Below are 12,161 nucleotides of genomic sequence, written 5' to 3'. Positions count from 1 at the left end.
ATAAACGGGCGCAGGGGAGGGAAGCGTATTACTATAGAAGAATGGTTTTGGGAAGGGGTTGACCCGATGCTGACTCCGTGCATATTCAAGCGGGGAATCGTCTGGATTTTGTTTTTCGTCCTCAGTCTGGTCGTCATCCCGTTTTTTTCCGAAGAAGACCAGGCGCCGCCGCCCGCTCCTGTTACGAATACAGCTGCGCAGCAGTAAGCTTCACTCCGGCAGCGGAGAGAACGAGCCGCCTTTTGGGCACGAAAAGACACGCCACGGCAATCATGCCGGCGTGTCTTTTTCTGTAGGCTTTTTCGCGACCAAATGCTGCGAGCAGAACGGACGGCCGGCTTGGATGACGGCACCGCCGCCCCGCTACCTTTTGCGATCGTAGACGACGTACGTTTTCGCGATCTTGTCATGCCAGCCTTGCTTTTGCGGATTCCACGCCACCCACAAATAGCCCAGGCCCATCACAAGCGCGGAGAGGAACTTGCCGATCAGCTCGCGCAGGATGACCTGGCCGCCAGACAATCCCCCTCGCGATGCTTTGGCAGAGATGACCCTGATTCCCGTAACCAGCTTGCCCAAGGTCTGCCCCGTCCACCAGGTCAGAAGGATCATGTAGAGCAGTCCAAACAGCGCTTCCAAGAGGTCAATCAACGAAAAAACGTCGCCGGATACGCCCATTGCCCGCCGCAGCGGATTGAATACGAGCAGACTGACGCCGATCAAAAACAGGGAGTCGAGCAGGGAGGCCGCCACGCGTATCCAAAAGCCCGCAAAGCGGTGTTCGCGAGGCGGCTCCTGCCCGTTGTCCGGCTCTTGCCTTGTCACAAGCTCGCTCATTCGTAGCCCTCCTTTTTCAAAACGACGAAATGAATTGGTACAGGAGCCGCGGCGTGCTTTGACGCTGCACGAGGTGCGCAAGCCCGAGCGGGTCCGGATTGGACCAGTGCTGCTTCAGGCTGAACAACAGCTTGCTGATGGACAACGGGTCATTGTAGCGCACGACCAGGGCCTCCCGTTCGCCGGAGAGGGAGAGGGCGTGCCGGGTCGCATCCTCCAGATCGCCGAATGCATCAATCAATCCGAGCCGTTTGGCTTGCTCCCCGGAGTAGATGCGGCCGTCGGCGATTTCCAGGACCCGCTGGCGGGAGAGATGGCGGCCATTGACGATCACGTCGACGAATTTTTGATAGCTCTCGTTGACCAGCGACTGAAAGATTTGCCGTTCAGGGTCTGTCAACGGACGCGCCGGACTGCCGATATCCTTGTAGCGTCCGCTTTTGATCGCGTACTGTTTGACGCCCAGCTTGGCTGCCGCCTCGTTGTAAGTAAACAACTGAAAAATGACGCCGAGACTTCCGGTCAACGTATGGGGGTTGGCAAAAATCGAATCGCCCGCCGTGGCCAGATAGTACCCTCCCGACGCGGCGGTCGAGCCCATACTGACGACGATCGGAATATCGCGCAGCTGCTTGAGCCGCATCAGCCGGGTATGCAGCTCATCTGTCGCGACAACCTCGCCGCCGGGGCTATCGATGCGCAGGACGACTGCCTTGACTGTGTCGTCCTCCTCGACCCGCCGCAGCTGTTCGGCGAGCAATTCCGCCATCGAGGGCATTCCGGAAGCGCTTGGCTCCCCGGAAATGACGCCGTTGACGAACAATTGCACGATTTTGCTGCTGCCAGAGCCGTACACGACGCTTTCCTCCCAGGAAAATCCGGGATGGTCGGTCAGCTCGCTGTAGCTTCCCGTCAGTCCTTCTACGGCAAGTCCCGCAAAAAAGACAACGAGCACGATCAGAAGAGCCACCCATCTTTTGCGTTGCATGAAAACCACCTCCCTCTTAGCATGAGCCGCCAGGGGAAGAGTTACGCTGGGACAGGCATGGCAAAATCGGGATGGCAGAAAACGGATTCCAGACTATTCATGCAATTTTCGGACGATTGCGGTACAATAGAGGCATGTGACTGACAGCGAAAGCATTTACCGTAACTAGGGGGATGACCATGATTATTCAAGTGACCGATTTGACGAAAAGCTACGGAGAGCTTCAGGTATTGAAAGGAATTACGACCCAGGTGGCGGAAAAGGAAGTCGTGTGTGTCATCGGGCCGTCGGGCTCGGGCAAAAGCACCTTTTTGCGCTGTCTGAACCAACTGGAGCAAATGACCGGAGGGAGGATCGTCATCAACGGACATGATTTGTCAGACCCCAAGACAGATATCAACAAGGTCAGGGAAGAAGTCGGGATGGTGTTTCAGCGCTTCAACCTGTTTCCTCATAAAACCGTTCTGGAAAACGTCATGCTGGCGCCGATCAAAGTCAAGAAGCTTGCGCACGAGGAAGCGCGCAAGCAGGGACTGGCGCTGTTGAGAAAGGTCGGGCTGGAGGACAAGGCGGACGTCTATCCGGAGCGATTGTCCGGCGGCCAGATGCAGCGGGTGGCGATTGCCCGTGCGCTTGCCATGAATCCCAAGGTGATGCTGTTCGACGAGCCGACCTCCGCCCTCGATCCGGAGCTGGTGGGAGAGGTATTGGCCGTAATCAAGAACCTGGCCAAGGAAGGGATGACGATGGTGGTCGTGACGCACGAGATGGGATTTGCTCGGGAAGTCGGCGACCGCATCATCTTTATGGACCAGGGCGTGATTATGGCGGAGGGAACCCCCGAGGAGCTGTTTGACAATACCAGCCACGAGCGGCTGCGTTCTTTCCTGGGAAAAGTTCTGGCCTAAAAGGCGAAAAGGCAAGGCACCAGCTGCTTCGCGAAAGAGCGTGGCCCTGGTGCCTTTTACTTGGCTTCATCGAGCAGCTGGGATACGGTGACAAAGCGGTAGCCTTGCGAGCGCAGGTCACTGATTAGCTCCTGCAAGGCGGCGACGGTTTGCTTCTGGTTCAGGCCGCCATCGTGAAACAAAATAATGTCGCCGGACGACACGTTGCTTTTTACGCTTTTGGCGATGACAGACGCCGTTCTCGCCAGCGACCAGTCCCTGGGATCGACCGACCAGTGAATGACGTCGTACCCGCTTGCCTGAACGGCATTCATGACGTCGTGGGTCATGACGCCTCCGGCAGGACGGTAGTATTGGGCGAGAATCCCCGTCGTTCGCAGGATGGAGCGCTCTGCCTGCTTGATGTCCTCGTACACCTCGTGCTCGGTCAGCTTGTTCAAGTCAAAATGGTGGTAGCCGTGATTGCCGATCTCGTGTCCGGCCTTGTAAATCCATTGCAGCACCTTGGGATGCTTGTCCACCTGGGAGCCGAGCACGAAAAAGGTGGCGGGCACCCGGTTTTTGTGCAGCACCTCCAAAATCTTCGGGGTGTAGGTGGCATCCGGACCATCGTCAAAGGTCAGGGCGACGACCTTTTTGTTCGTATCGATCCGGTGAATCGGTTCGTAGGAGGGAAGCAAGTCCCGGGCCATAACAGGAGAGATCCCGTAGCCGAGCAGGCAGGCAAATAGACAAGCATACAGCATGACGCGGCTCATGACGGATGGCCTCCTTTTTCTTGAGATAGTTTAGGTTGGTCCTCTACTTGGGAAAACATGCTGCCAAAAGAAAACAGCGCCCCGGTGCGGACAGGCGATATGGTAAAATGAAAGAACTGTACAGGGGAGAGGAGAGAATGAAGTGGAACTCCGCGGTATTTTGCATGGTCTGACCCACGATTATCACGGGAGAGAAAAGCCCGTCGACTACTATTTGAACATCGGCGAAGACCGTCTGCCTTTGAACGAATGGCTGGGCAGCGAACTGACCATTTCCTATCTGGGACAAAAAAACTGTATTGCCTGCGGGCGCAAAACGAACAAAACGTTCAACAGCGGGTACTGCTACCCCTGTTTTACCAAACTGCCGGAAAATGACTTGTGCATCGTCAAGCCGCACGAATGTCATTTTGACCAAGGGACGTGCCGGGACGCGAGCTTCGGCGAGCAGTACTGCATGATTCCGCATTACGTCTATCTGGCGGTTTCCAGCGATATCAAGGTCGGCCTGACGCGCAAGCACAACCAGCTCAAACGCTGGGTCGATCAGGGAGCGATTCGTGCGATTCCGATTGCGGAAGTGCCGACGCGCCGAATGGCCGGGGAGCTGGAGTATCACCTCAGCCAGTTTTTGCCGGACAAGACCAACTGGCGCAAAATGCTCAAGGGCGACGTCAAGGAAATCGACCTGATTGCCATGCGCGACGAGGTGTACAGCCATTTTCCCGAACCGTTCAAACCTTTTCAATACAGGGAAGACGAATGGGTGGAGATTACCTATCCCATTTTGGAGTCGCTGGACAAGATCAACTCGAAAACGCTGGACAAGGAAGAGCAGCTTGGCGGTCGGCTGATCGGCGTCAAGGCGCAGTACCTGATTTTCGAAAACGGCGTTTTCCAGGTGAGAAAGCATGCCGGTTACCAGGTGGAGATCAGGGCGAGCCACTCTGCATAAGGGCAGGCAAAATTCCCGCCATCCAGCCGCTGGCGGGGATCGTGGCGGAAGCGGTAGCAGACTACATAATGAAAAGCGAGGGAATCGATCATGACGATGAAAGCGTATTTGTACAGCAAATGCGATACATGCCGCAAAGCGAAAAAATGGCTGACAGACCACAAGGTGAGCTTCGAGGAAGTGCCGATTGTCGATGCGCCGCCTTCGAAGGAAGAGCTTCGCCGGATCTGGCAAACGAGCGGGCTTGACCTGCGCAAGTTTTTCAATGTCAGCGGCGTGCAATACCGCGAGCTTGGACTAAAGGACAAGCTGCCGACCATGACAGAAGAGGAAATGCTCGACTTGCTCGCTTCCAACGGAAAGCTCATCAAGCGGCCTCTGTTGGCGAGCGATGATACGGTCACGCTGGGCTTCAAGGAAGCCGAGCTGGAAAAAGCATGGGGAGGCAAGTAGCGGATGCGCCAACCGTCCAGGAGACTGCAAAATCTGTCTGCCGCGATTTTTTCCGAAATGGCTGCGCGAAAGAAAGAAGTCGCCCAAAAACGACCCGTGTACGACTTGAGTATCGGCAGCCCGGATCAACCGCCTGAAGGCCGGCTGCTTGCGACCCTGCTCGATGCTGTCCAACAGCCGGGCGCTTTTGGCTATGCCTTGAGCGAGGGCACCGCCGCCTTTCGCCAGGAAGTGGCCCGCTGGTACCGCTACCGCTTTGGCGTGGAGCTTGCGCCAGACGGCGAGGTCCATTCCTTGATGGGCTCGCAGGATGGACTCGCGCACTTTGCTTGGGCCTGGACCGATCCGGGGGACATGGTGCTCGTGCCTGACCCCGGCTACCCGATTTACGAGGGAAGCGTGCATCTGGCGGGGGCGATTCCGTACCGGATGCCGCTGCGCGCGGAAAACGGCTATTTGCCGAAGCTCGCAGATATCCCGGAGGAGATTGCGGCCCGGTCGAAGTTCATGATTCTGAACTATCCGAATAATCCTGTATCGGCTGTCGCGACCGTCGACTTTTTCGAGGAGGTCGTTGCTTTCGCCAAGCGTCACGGCATTATCGTCGTGCATGACCTCGCCTACTCCGAGATGGCCTTTGACGGTTACCGTCCGCCCAGCTTTCTGCAAGCGGCGGGAGCCAAAGACGTGGGGATCGAATTCAACTCCTTTTCCAAAAGCTTCAACATGGCAGGCTGCCGCATGGCCTATGTCGTCGGTAACAGCGAGATCATCAAGCCGCTTGCCGTCGTCAAGTCCCATATCGACTACGGCGTCTTTTTGCCTGTCCAAGAGATGGCAGTCGAGGCGTTGCGCATGGATCGCGAAGCAGGCGGGAGCAACAGCGTCGCCTCCGTATACCAGGAGCGCCGGGACGTCTTGCTAGAAGCGCTGGCCGAGGCGGGCTGGGTGATGGAACCGCCAAAAGCGACGATGTTCGTCTGGGCGCCCGTGCCAACAGGCTGGACCTCCCGCGCATTTGCCCTTGCGCTCTTGGAGGAAGCAGGCGTAGTCGTCATTCCCGGTAGCGTCTTTGGCGACGAAGGAGAAGGGTATGTCCGGATCGCGCTCGTGCAGAGTCCGGAGGTGCTGCGCCAGGCCGCTCGCTCGATTGCGGCGTCAGGTCTTCTGACGAAACAAGCAGGTGTATAGCTGTCCGGCAATGTCTGCATCAACTTTTGGCTGCCATTGACTTCGTTTGAAGGCGGGATGTTACCATGCTTGGATATCTCATTACGTTTCTAGGGAATTTTATTTTCGCGTGCTTTCTTTATGATGGAGCTGATTTTACGAAGCCTCTCCTTCATTCCGGCATGATCGTGCTTTTGATTTTTGCAGTGGACTTCCTCACAAAGAATAAACGCAAAAACACCCCTTCGTGAAACGAAAGTCACAGGTATTCATCTGTCGTGTTTGGAAAAAGATACAGATATTGGCCCAAAACGTTTGTTCAGAATTTTGAGGATCGAAGAGGAATCCAGGAATGTTCGTCTAATTATGTATGTGTAATGGATTGTACCCGATAGGAGGATATGGAAACGATGGAATTCCCGAAAAATCTACGTTACAGTGAAGAGCATGAGTGGGTGCGAGTGGAAGGGAACAAAGCCTACATTGGAATCACCGCTTTTGCTCAATCAGAGCTGGGTGACATCGTGTTTGTCGAGTTGCCAGAAGTAGGCACGACCATTCAACAGGATGAGCCATTTGGCAGTGTAGAATCCGTAAAAACCGTCTCCGAGTTGTACGCTCCTGTATCCGGAAAAGTAGTGGAAGTAAACGGCGAACTGGAAGAGGCGCCGGAGCTGGTGAACTCTTCGCCGTATGAGCAGGCCTGGATGATCGCTGTCGAGCTGTCCGACGCAGCGGAGCTGGATAAGCTGCTGGATGCCGACAAGTACGAGGCCATGGTAAAAGAATAGGTTGCCGACACAAAAAGCCGGGGCAGGTTGCTCCGGTTTTTTAGCTTTGGGGATCTCCCCCGGGTCACATGGGGAAGACCCCTTTCTCCCTCTATGGGTCCAATCCGTCTGATCGGTCATTCCGTTCGCAAACAGAACCAAAAGAAAAAGGCTTCGCCGAGCCACGAAAGCTTGGCGAAGCCTTTTTCATGGATGCCGCCCGACTGCAAACCACTAGCTCAGCTTGAACGTTCGCACGGTATCGTTCAGCTCTTCTGCCATCTTCGCGAGCATCGTCGCTGCCGCGGAGATTTCTTCCATCGACGCGTTTTGCTCCTCGGCCGCCGCAGCGACGGTTTGCGAGTGGGCTGCGGACTGCACGGCGATTTGGGAGATATGGTCGATTGCCGCGACAATGGATTGCATCTCCCGGCTGATTTTGTTCATTTCCGCTGACACTTCGTCTGTGCGCGTCAGCAAGTGAGCGGTGGAGCCAGAAATTTGTTCGAACGCGGTCCCGGTCGCACGGACCAGCGTCATGCCTTCTCCGAGGATGACAGAGCCGTGGCTCATGGCAGCGATGGCCGATTCGGTATCGCGCTGAATGTCGGTGACGAGGCTGCTTACTTGCTCAGCGGCCGAGCTGGACTGTTCCGCCAGCTTGCGCACCTCGTCGGCGACAACGGCAAAGCCTCGTCCTTGCTCGCCGGCTCTGGCCGCCTCGATCGCGGCGTTGAGGGCGAGCAGATTGGTCTGGCTGGCGATGGAGGTAATCAGCGCGATCATTTGGCCGATCTCCTGGGAGCGCTGCCCCAGTGCGTTGACCACCGCTGCGGTTTGTTCCATTTGTCCGTGAATCACCGTCATGTGTTCCACAGTCTTCGCGGCCATTTCGTTGCCTTCCGCAGCCTGGCGATTGGTATCGCGGGTAGAGGAGCCGACTTCCTCGATTCCTGTTTCCACGATGGAAATATGCCGGGCGATTTCGTGGATGACATCGCTGCCCTGGTTGGTCGCGTCCACTTGCTGCTCGGTTCCGTAGGCGATCTCCTGCACAGACTGGGCAATCTGCTCCGTTGCTTTGCTCGTTTGCTCGGCGCTGGCCATCAGCTGTTCGGAGGTGGCGGCGACTTGCTGCGCGCTGTAGCTGACCTGGCTGAGCGTTTCGCGCAGGGTGGCGGTCATCGCATTGAAGCGACTCGCCATGACCCCCATCTCATCGGCCGTCCTGACTTCCATGGAAGCGGTGAAATCGCCGGAGGAGAGGGCTTGCGAGAGCTGATTGGCCTTGTTGATTTGTCCGGTCAAATAGTTGCTGTAGAAATAAATAACGGCAACCAGAATCAATAGCCCGAACAGGCTGACAGCAAGAAGCTGATAAAACAAGGCGTTCAGCGGCTTGGCGAATTCATTTTCCGGCATGACGAGCGCAATCGTCCAATGGGTGGCGGGGATTTTTTTGAAATAGACGCGATTGATCCCTTGGTCATCAGAAAACGTTTTCATGCCCGCGCTTTCGGCCAGAAGAGCGGGGCCGATTTCTGCGAGAGACGCGTTGCTGTCGGTTTGCACCGATTGCACCATCAGCTTGTCCGATTGCGGATGGGACAGGTACTTGCCGTTTTGATCCAGCAAGAAGGCCCAGCCCGTCTCGCCAACTTTTGTCCCCGAGACCATCTCTTGAATGTCTGTGAGCGAAATGTCGTCTGTCGCTACCCCCAGCAGTTTGTTGTCAGGGGAGTAAAACGGAGCGACGACTGTCGTCATGGAAACTTTGGCAATCTCGTCATAGTAAGGAGGCGTAAAGTCCGTCGGTTTTTTTGTCGACAGGCCGATCTTGTACCATTCTTGCGCAGGGTAATTGTAGGCTGGCGTACTGTATTCATACGTGATGTTCACCTTGCCGTCTTTTTTCGCGCCGTAGGTAGAAACGAACGGTTTGTTCGGATCAAAAGCGTACGGCTCCATGAAAATGCCCATGCCGACGGACGTTTCGTTGATGAGAACGGTTTTGGCTAGCAGGGAATCCAACTGCTCCAGCGAATAAGTAAGGGGGCTCATTTCGATTACCCGGGCCATGCTCAGGGTGACTTTGCTGTGGGCTTCCAGTTCACTCTCCACCTTGCTGCCGAGTACATCCAACTGGTAGGTCATTTTGTCGGTCAGTTCCTTGTTCAATTGCGTGTGGGAAAACAGGTAGGCCATGCTCATCAGAAGCACCAAAGTAAGGACAAGCACAGGAAGGGTAATCGCAAGTGTCCGGGCGCGAAGGCTTTGAAAACGAAACATACAACCGCTCTCCTTTTCTTATGACTAGCTGTCTATTCCCTATATCGGCATGATCCAAACTTTCTTGCATCCTTGTGGGGGAGCAGGCATGTGCCACAAAAATTTCCGACTAATCAGAAAATAGTGGTCAAACGCAAGCAAATCGCGTACAATAGTATGACCATTTGTTTTACCATAAATCGATTGGTATCTTTTTGCGGTAGAGCAGCAGAGGGATTACGGGTTACAATGCGGTTACAGACAGAGAGTTTCGACCAGACGCGTCTACACTCGCCGTTTGGCGAAGAAGGAGGGAGACGATATGAGTTATTGTTGCGGTGCAGGAATGGTAGGCTCTATAGGCTCAGTCCGTCATTATAAAACGCTCGTACACAATGTCCCTATCATGTTTTGTCCTGTTTGTGACCGAATTGAGGTTCATCCCGCTATTGAGGGGGAGTATGAAATTCTAGTAGAATATGCGCAGGGGGATCAGGCGCCCGAAGTCGATTTCGCTGATTTTGTGAATGTTGACAATACATCCGAGTTGTTTGAGAATTGTACCATGACGGATGAGGCAGCCAGCTTCGCCGATGTTTTGAAGCAGCAAATTGATATCTCCTTGGATTTGCTCGGCATCGCCAAGGAGTTGCAGGATGAAGAGTGGCGTGAAGCACTCATGATTCGTTTAAAACGGTTAAGCGAGCGACTCAAGCAGTACCATAAACGCAAGCAGGTGTCGCAAAAAAGCGCATGACCTTTAGTTGACGTGGGAGGCAGTGTGAATGTTTCATTTGAAAGGCGTTCACCACATCGCATTGAATTGCAGCGATGTCGTGAAGGTAGCTCGGTTTTTTAAGGACATTTTGGAAGTCCCCATCCCGGAAGAGAATATGGTGGAAGGAGCGCCTGTCTACTTTCAAATCGGCACATACACACGGATCGGTCTCCATCCGCATGGCGGGGAGGAAGGCAAAGGCGGCGTCGGGCAAGTCGATCACGTCGCCTTCTCGGTGACAAGCCGCGCTGAACTGGACTATTTGGTCGACAAGCTGGAGGCGGAAAACATTTGTTATCGCGGTCCGATCACGCAGCCTACGAGCTACAATCTGTATTTTGAGACACCGGATGGCCACCATCTGGAGGTCAGACTGGATAAAGACGAATTCGATGAATAACGGATCCATCCAAAGAGCATCTGCGGACGACGCGGGTGCTCTTTTCTTTTGACTCCTCGCGTAAAAAGTCTGTCGAGAAAAAGTCGCCTGCCCTGACAAGTCCCGACAGCGGTTCTCATCCCTCGCCAAAGGATTCGACTGCGCAAGCCGCGAACCCAAAGGGGAAAGAGAGAGGGGGACGGGTTTATGATCGGGATTGGCAGATTGCTGGATGAGATCGGCGAACGCTTGCAGAAGAAAACGCACTTGCGCTACGTGACGGCGGGTTGGGAAAAAAGGATCGGGATTGTCGTCGACGATACGCAGTCCCGGTGGCAAATCACGATTTCCAAAGGCAGCATCTCGGCAGGCGTCTGGGAGGAGGAGCAGTCCGCGGATCTGATTGTCAGGGGAGGCGAGCGACAGATGGAGATGCTGTTTGGCGGGGATGAGCTGGTCTATGCGCTGGCCAAGCAGCAGGTGAACATAGCAGGGACCCTGCGCGACCAGTTGAAGCTGGATGCGATTTTGCGCTTGACGTGCAAATAGAAGCCGTGGCTCCCGCCTTTCGGAAACAGGCGCTCTTGTGTGCTACAATGGGGAAGAAACGATGGGAGGCGCGTATATGTTTGATAGCGTGGCATGGAAAGAGATCGTTGCTGCCCGTATGCAGGCGATTGACGAAACATTCCGTCACTTGCATGCGAATCCGGAGACGAGCTGGCAGGAAGTCGAGACGACGAGATACCTGGCGAAGAGAATGCGTGCGCTGGGACTAAAGGTCACGACTTTTTCCGATTGTACGGGGCTTGTGGCAGAGTGGGGAGAAGGGAAGCCAGTCGTGGGGCTGCGCACCGATATCGACGCGCTGTGGCAGGAGGTGGACGGAGAGTGGCGCGCCAATCACTCCTGCGGGCATGATGCCCATATGACCATGATCGTCGAAACCGTAGAGGCATTGATCGGTTCCGGATACGAGCCGCCGGGAACACTGAAAGTGTTGTTCCAGCCTGCCGAAGAAAAAGGAACGGGTGCCCTGAAGCTGGTGGAAAAAGGCGTCGTGGACGATATCGACTATTTGTACGGCGTCCATCTGCGCCCGATTCAGGAAATGGCGAACGGAACGGCGGGGCCCGCCATTTACAACGGCGCCGCGATGTTTTTGTACGGCGAAATTACAGGCGTATCGGCACACGGAGCAAGACCGCACCTCGGGATCAATGCGATTGAAGTAGCAGGTGCGATCATTTCCGGGATGGGACAGATTCATGTCGATCCGATGGTGCCGGCTACGGTAAAAATGACGATGTTGCAAGCCGGAGGGGACAGCTACAACATCATTCCCGACAAGGCGAGATTCGCCCTGGATTTGCGGGCGCAAACGAATCAGGCGATGGATGAGCTGATCGGCCGCGTCCGCCGGGTGATCGAAGGGATCGCGCTATCCTACCAGGCGACCATTGCGCTTACGCCCGGATCGCGAATGGTGGCGGCCGAAGTGGATGAGGAAGCGAAGGGACTGATGGAGCAGGCGATTGTCGACGTGCTTGGGAGGGACAAGCTGAGGGCAGCCCCTGTCAGTCCGGGAGCGGAAGACTTTCACTTTTACACGGTGGAGCGACCGCATATCAAAGCGACCATGCTCGCTCTGGGCTGCGATTTGCAGCCGGGACTGCACCATCCGCAGATGAAGTTCGAGCGATCGGCGCTCCAAAGCGGCGTCGAGATTCTCGGTCGCGTCGTTATGCGTACCTTTGCCCAATCCGCCGAAAAAGCCGCCCGGTAAGCCAATGCGCTAAAAAGACCCGCTCAGGCAGCGGGTTTTTCTGCAAGCAAAGCACAGGCGTTGGTTCCAAGCGACCCAATTTTCGAAATACGCACTCATTTACGAAAGGGT

General features: G+C 55.3%; 14 protein-coding genes. 10 read left to right on the top strand and 4 right to left on the bottom strand.

Features of this window, described 5'->3' with window-relative positions:
- The first annotated feature begins 66 nt into the window (after positions 1–66).
- The gene (locus ACTHO6_RS05650) at positions 67–207 is read left to right on the top strand and encodes a hypothetical protein (RefSeq protein ID WP_440240269.1); all 141 of its coding nucleotides are present in this window, start codon (positions 67–69) and stop codon (positions 205–207) included.
- A gap of 156 nt (positions 208–363) precedes the next feature.
- Here ACTHO6_RS05650 and ACTHO6_RS05645 read toward each other — a convergent pair whose 3' ends face one another.
- Positions 364–837 (bottom strand): RDD family protein, encoded by a 474-nt coding sequence (locus tag ACTHO6_RS05645; RefSeq protein WP_440240267.1) that lies wholly within the window; start codon positions 835–837, stop codon positions 364–366.
- Positions 838–853: 16 nt separating this feature from the next.
- Entirely contained in the window at positions 854–1,825 is a 972-nt protein-coding gene (gene sppA, locus ACTHO6_RS05640; RefSeq protein ID WP_440240265.1) for a signal peptide peptidase SppA, read from the bottom strand.
- Positions 1,826–2,004: 179 nt separating this feature from the next.
- Here sppA and ACTHO6_RS05635 point away from each other — a divergent pair, with 179 nt between their 5' ends.
- On the top strand, positions 2,005–2,733 hold the full coding sequence (locus tag ACTHO6_RS05635) for an amino acid ABC transporter ATP-binding protein (protein ID WP_440240263.1): 729 nt from the start codon (positions 2,005–2,007) through the stop codon (positions 2,731–2,733).
- 56 nt (positions 2,734–2,789) lie between these two features.
- Here ACTHO6_RS05635 and ACTHO6_RS05630 read toward each other — a convergent pair whose 3' ends face one another.
- Positions 2,790–3,491 (bottom strand): polysaccharide deacetylase family protein, encoded by a 702-nt coding sequence (locus ACTHO6_RS05630; protein ID WP_440240261.1) that lies wholly within the window; start codon positions 3,489–3,491, stop codon positions 2,790–2,792.
- A 142-nt stretch (positions 3,492–3,633) separates the two neighbouring features.
- Here ACTHO6_RS05630 and ACTHO6_RS05625 point away from each other — a divergent pair, with 142 nt between their 5' ends.
- From ACTHO6_RS05625 to gcvH, 4 genes are all read left to right on the top strand, one after another.
- A complete protein-coding gene (locus tag ACTHO6_RS05625; RefSeq protein ID WP_440240259.1) occupies positions 3,634–4,446 on the top strand; it encodes a DUF2797 domain-containing protein in 813 nt (270 codons plus the stop codon).
- Positions 4,447–4,536: 90 nt separating this feature from the next.
- Positions 4,537–4,899 carry an arsenate reductase family protein gene (locus ACTHO6_RS05620; protein ID WP_440240257.1) on the top strand — a complete coding sequence of 121 codons (363 nt, stop codon included), beginning with the start codon at positions 4,537–4,539 and terminating at the stop codon, positions 4,897–4,899.
- A gap of 3 nt (positions 4,900–4,902) precedes the next feature.
- Positions 4,903–6,090: an aminotransferase class I/II-fold pyridoxal phosphate-dependent enzyme gene (locus tag ACTHO6_RS05615; protein WP_440240255.1), complete on the top strand. Its 1,188-nt coding sequence runs from the start codon at positions 4,903–4,905 to the stop codon at positions 6,088–6,090.
- A 389-nt stretch (positions 6,091–6,479) separates the two neighbouring features.
- Entirely contained in the window at positions 6,480–6,860 is a 381-nt protein-coding gene (gcvH, locus tag ACTHO6_RS05610) for a glycine cleavage system protein GcvH (RefSeq protein WP_440240253.1), read from the top strand.
- Between the two features lie 213 nt (positions 6,861–7,073).
- On the opposite strand, the gene ACTHO6_RS05605 is transcribed toward gcvH, so the two are convergent.
- Positions 7,074–9,128 carry a methyl-accepting chemotaxis protein gene (locus ACTHO6_RS05605; RefSeq protein ID WP_440240251.1) on the bottom strand — a complete coding sequence of 685 codons (2,055 nt, stop codon included), beginning with the start codon at positions 9,126–9,128 and terminating at the stop codon, positions 7,074–7,076.
- A 301-nt stretch (positions 9,129–9,429) separates the two neighbouring features.
- On the opposite strand from ACTHO6_RS05605, the gene ACTHO6_RS05600 reads away from it, so the two are divergent.
- The 4 genes from ACTHO6_RS05600 to ACTHO6_RS05585 all read left to right on the top strand — a co-directional run bounded on the left by ACTHO6_RS05600 (position 9,430) and on the right by ACTHO6_RS05585 (position 12,050).
- Positions 9,430–9,864: a hypothetical protein gene (locus tag ACTHO6_RS05600; protein WP_440240249.1), complete on the top strand. Its 435-nt coding sequence runs from the start codon at positions 9,430–9,432 to the stop codon at positions 9,862–9,864.
- A 28-nt stretch (positions 9,865–9,892) separates the two neighbouring features.
- A complete protein-coding gene (locus ACTHO6_RS05595) occupies positions 9,893–10,285 on the top strand; it encodes a VOC family protein (RefSeq protein WP_440240247.1) in 393 nt (130 codons plus the stop codon).
- 186 nt (positions 10,286–10,471) lie between these two features.
- Positions 10,472–10,813, top strand: coding sequence for an SCP2 sterol-binding domain-containing protein (locus ACTHO6_RS05590; protein WP_440240245.1), 342 nt, complete (start codon positions 10,472–10,474; stop codon positions 10,811–10,813).
- 76 nt (positions 10,814–10,889) lie between these two features.
- On the top strand, positions 10,890–12,050 hold the full coding sequence (locus ACTHO6_RS05585) for a M20 peptidase aminoacylase family protein (protein ID WP_440240243.1): 1,161 nt from the start codon (positions 10,890–10,892) through the stop codon (positions 12,048–12,050).
- Positions 12,051–12,161: the final 111 nt, after the last annotated feature.

Origin of the sequence: Brevibacillus sp. SAFN-007a, from assembly GCF_051967035.1 — a bacterium.
Taxonomy (GTDB): domain Bacteria; phylum Bacillota; class Bacilli; order Brevibacillales; family Brevibacillaceae; genus Brevibacillus.
Note: the sequence above shows the minus strand (reverse complement) of the source record. Positions and strands in the feature narration are given on the sequence as shown.

Bases quoted from the DNA above. Each gene is read 5' to 3' on its own strand.
- ACTHO6_RS05630 (WP_440240261.1), bottom strand. From the start codon at position 3,491: ATGAGCCGCGTCATGCTGTATGCTTGTCTATTTGCCTGCCTGCTCGGC.
- ACTHO6_RS05650 (WP_440240269.1), top strand. From the start codon at position 67: ATGCTGACTCCGTGCATATTCAAGCGGGGAATCGTCTGGATTTTGTTT.
- ACTHO6_RS05645 (WP_440240267.1), bottom strand. From the start codon at position 837: ATGAGCGAGCTTGTGACAAGGCAAGAGCCGGACAACGGGCAGGAGCCG.
- ACTHO6_RS05600 (WP_440240249.1), top strand. From the start codon at position 9,430: ATGAGTTATTGTTGCGGTGCAGGAATGGTAGGCTCTATAGGCTCAGTC.
- ACTHO6_RS05585 (WP_440240243.1), top strand. From the start codon at position 10,890: ATGTTTGATAGCGTGGCATGGAAAGAGATCGTTGCTGCCCGTATGCAG.
- ACTHO6_RS05595 (WP_440240247.1), top strand. From the start codon at position 9,893: ATGTTTCATTTGAAAGGCGTTCACCACATCGCATTGAATTGCAGCGAT.
- ACTHO6_RS05590 (WP_440240245.1), top strand. From the start codon at position 10,472: ATGATCGGGATTGGCAGATTGCTGGATGAGATCGGCGAACGCTTGCAG.
- ACTHO6_RS05635 (WP_440240263.1), top strand. From the start codon at position 2,005: ATGATTATTCAAGTGACCGATTTGACGAAAAGCTACGGAGAGCTTCAG.
- ACTHO6_RS05620 (WP_440240257.1), top strand. From the start codon at position 4,537: ATGACGATGAAAGCGTATTTGTACAGCAAATGCGATACATGCCGCAAA.
- gcvH (WP_440240253.1), top strand. From the start codon at position 6,480: ATGGAATTCCCGAAAAATCTACGTTACAGTGAAGAGCATGAGTGGGTG.
- ACTHO6_RS05605 (WP_440240251.1), bottom strand. From the start codon at position 9,128: ATGTTTCGTTTTCAAAGCCTTCGCGCCCGGACACTTGCGATTACCCTT.
- ACTHO6_RS05615 (WP_440240255.1), top strand. From the start codon at position 4,903: ATGCGCCAACCGTCCAGGAGACTGCAAAATCTGTCTGCCGCGATTTTT.
- sppA (WP_440240265.1), bottom strand. From the start codon at position 1,825: ATGCAACGCAAAAGATGGGTGGCTCTTCTGATCGTGCTCGTTGTCTTT.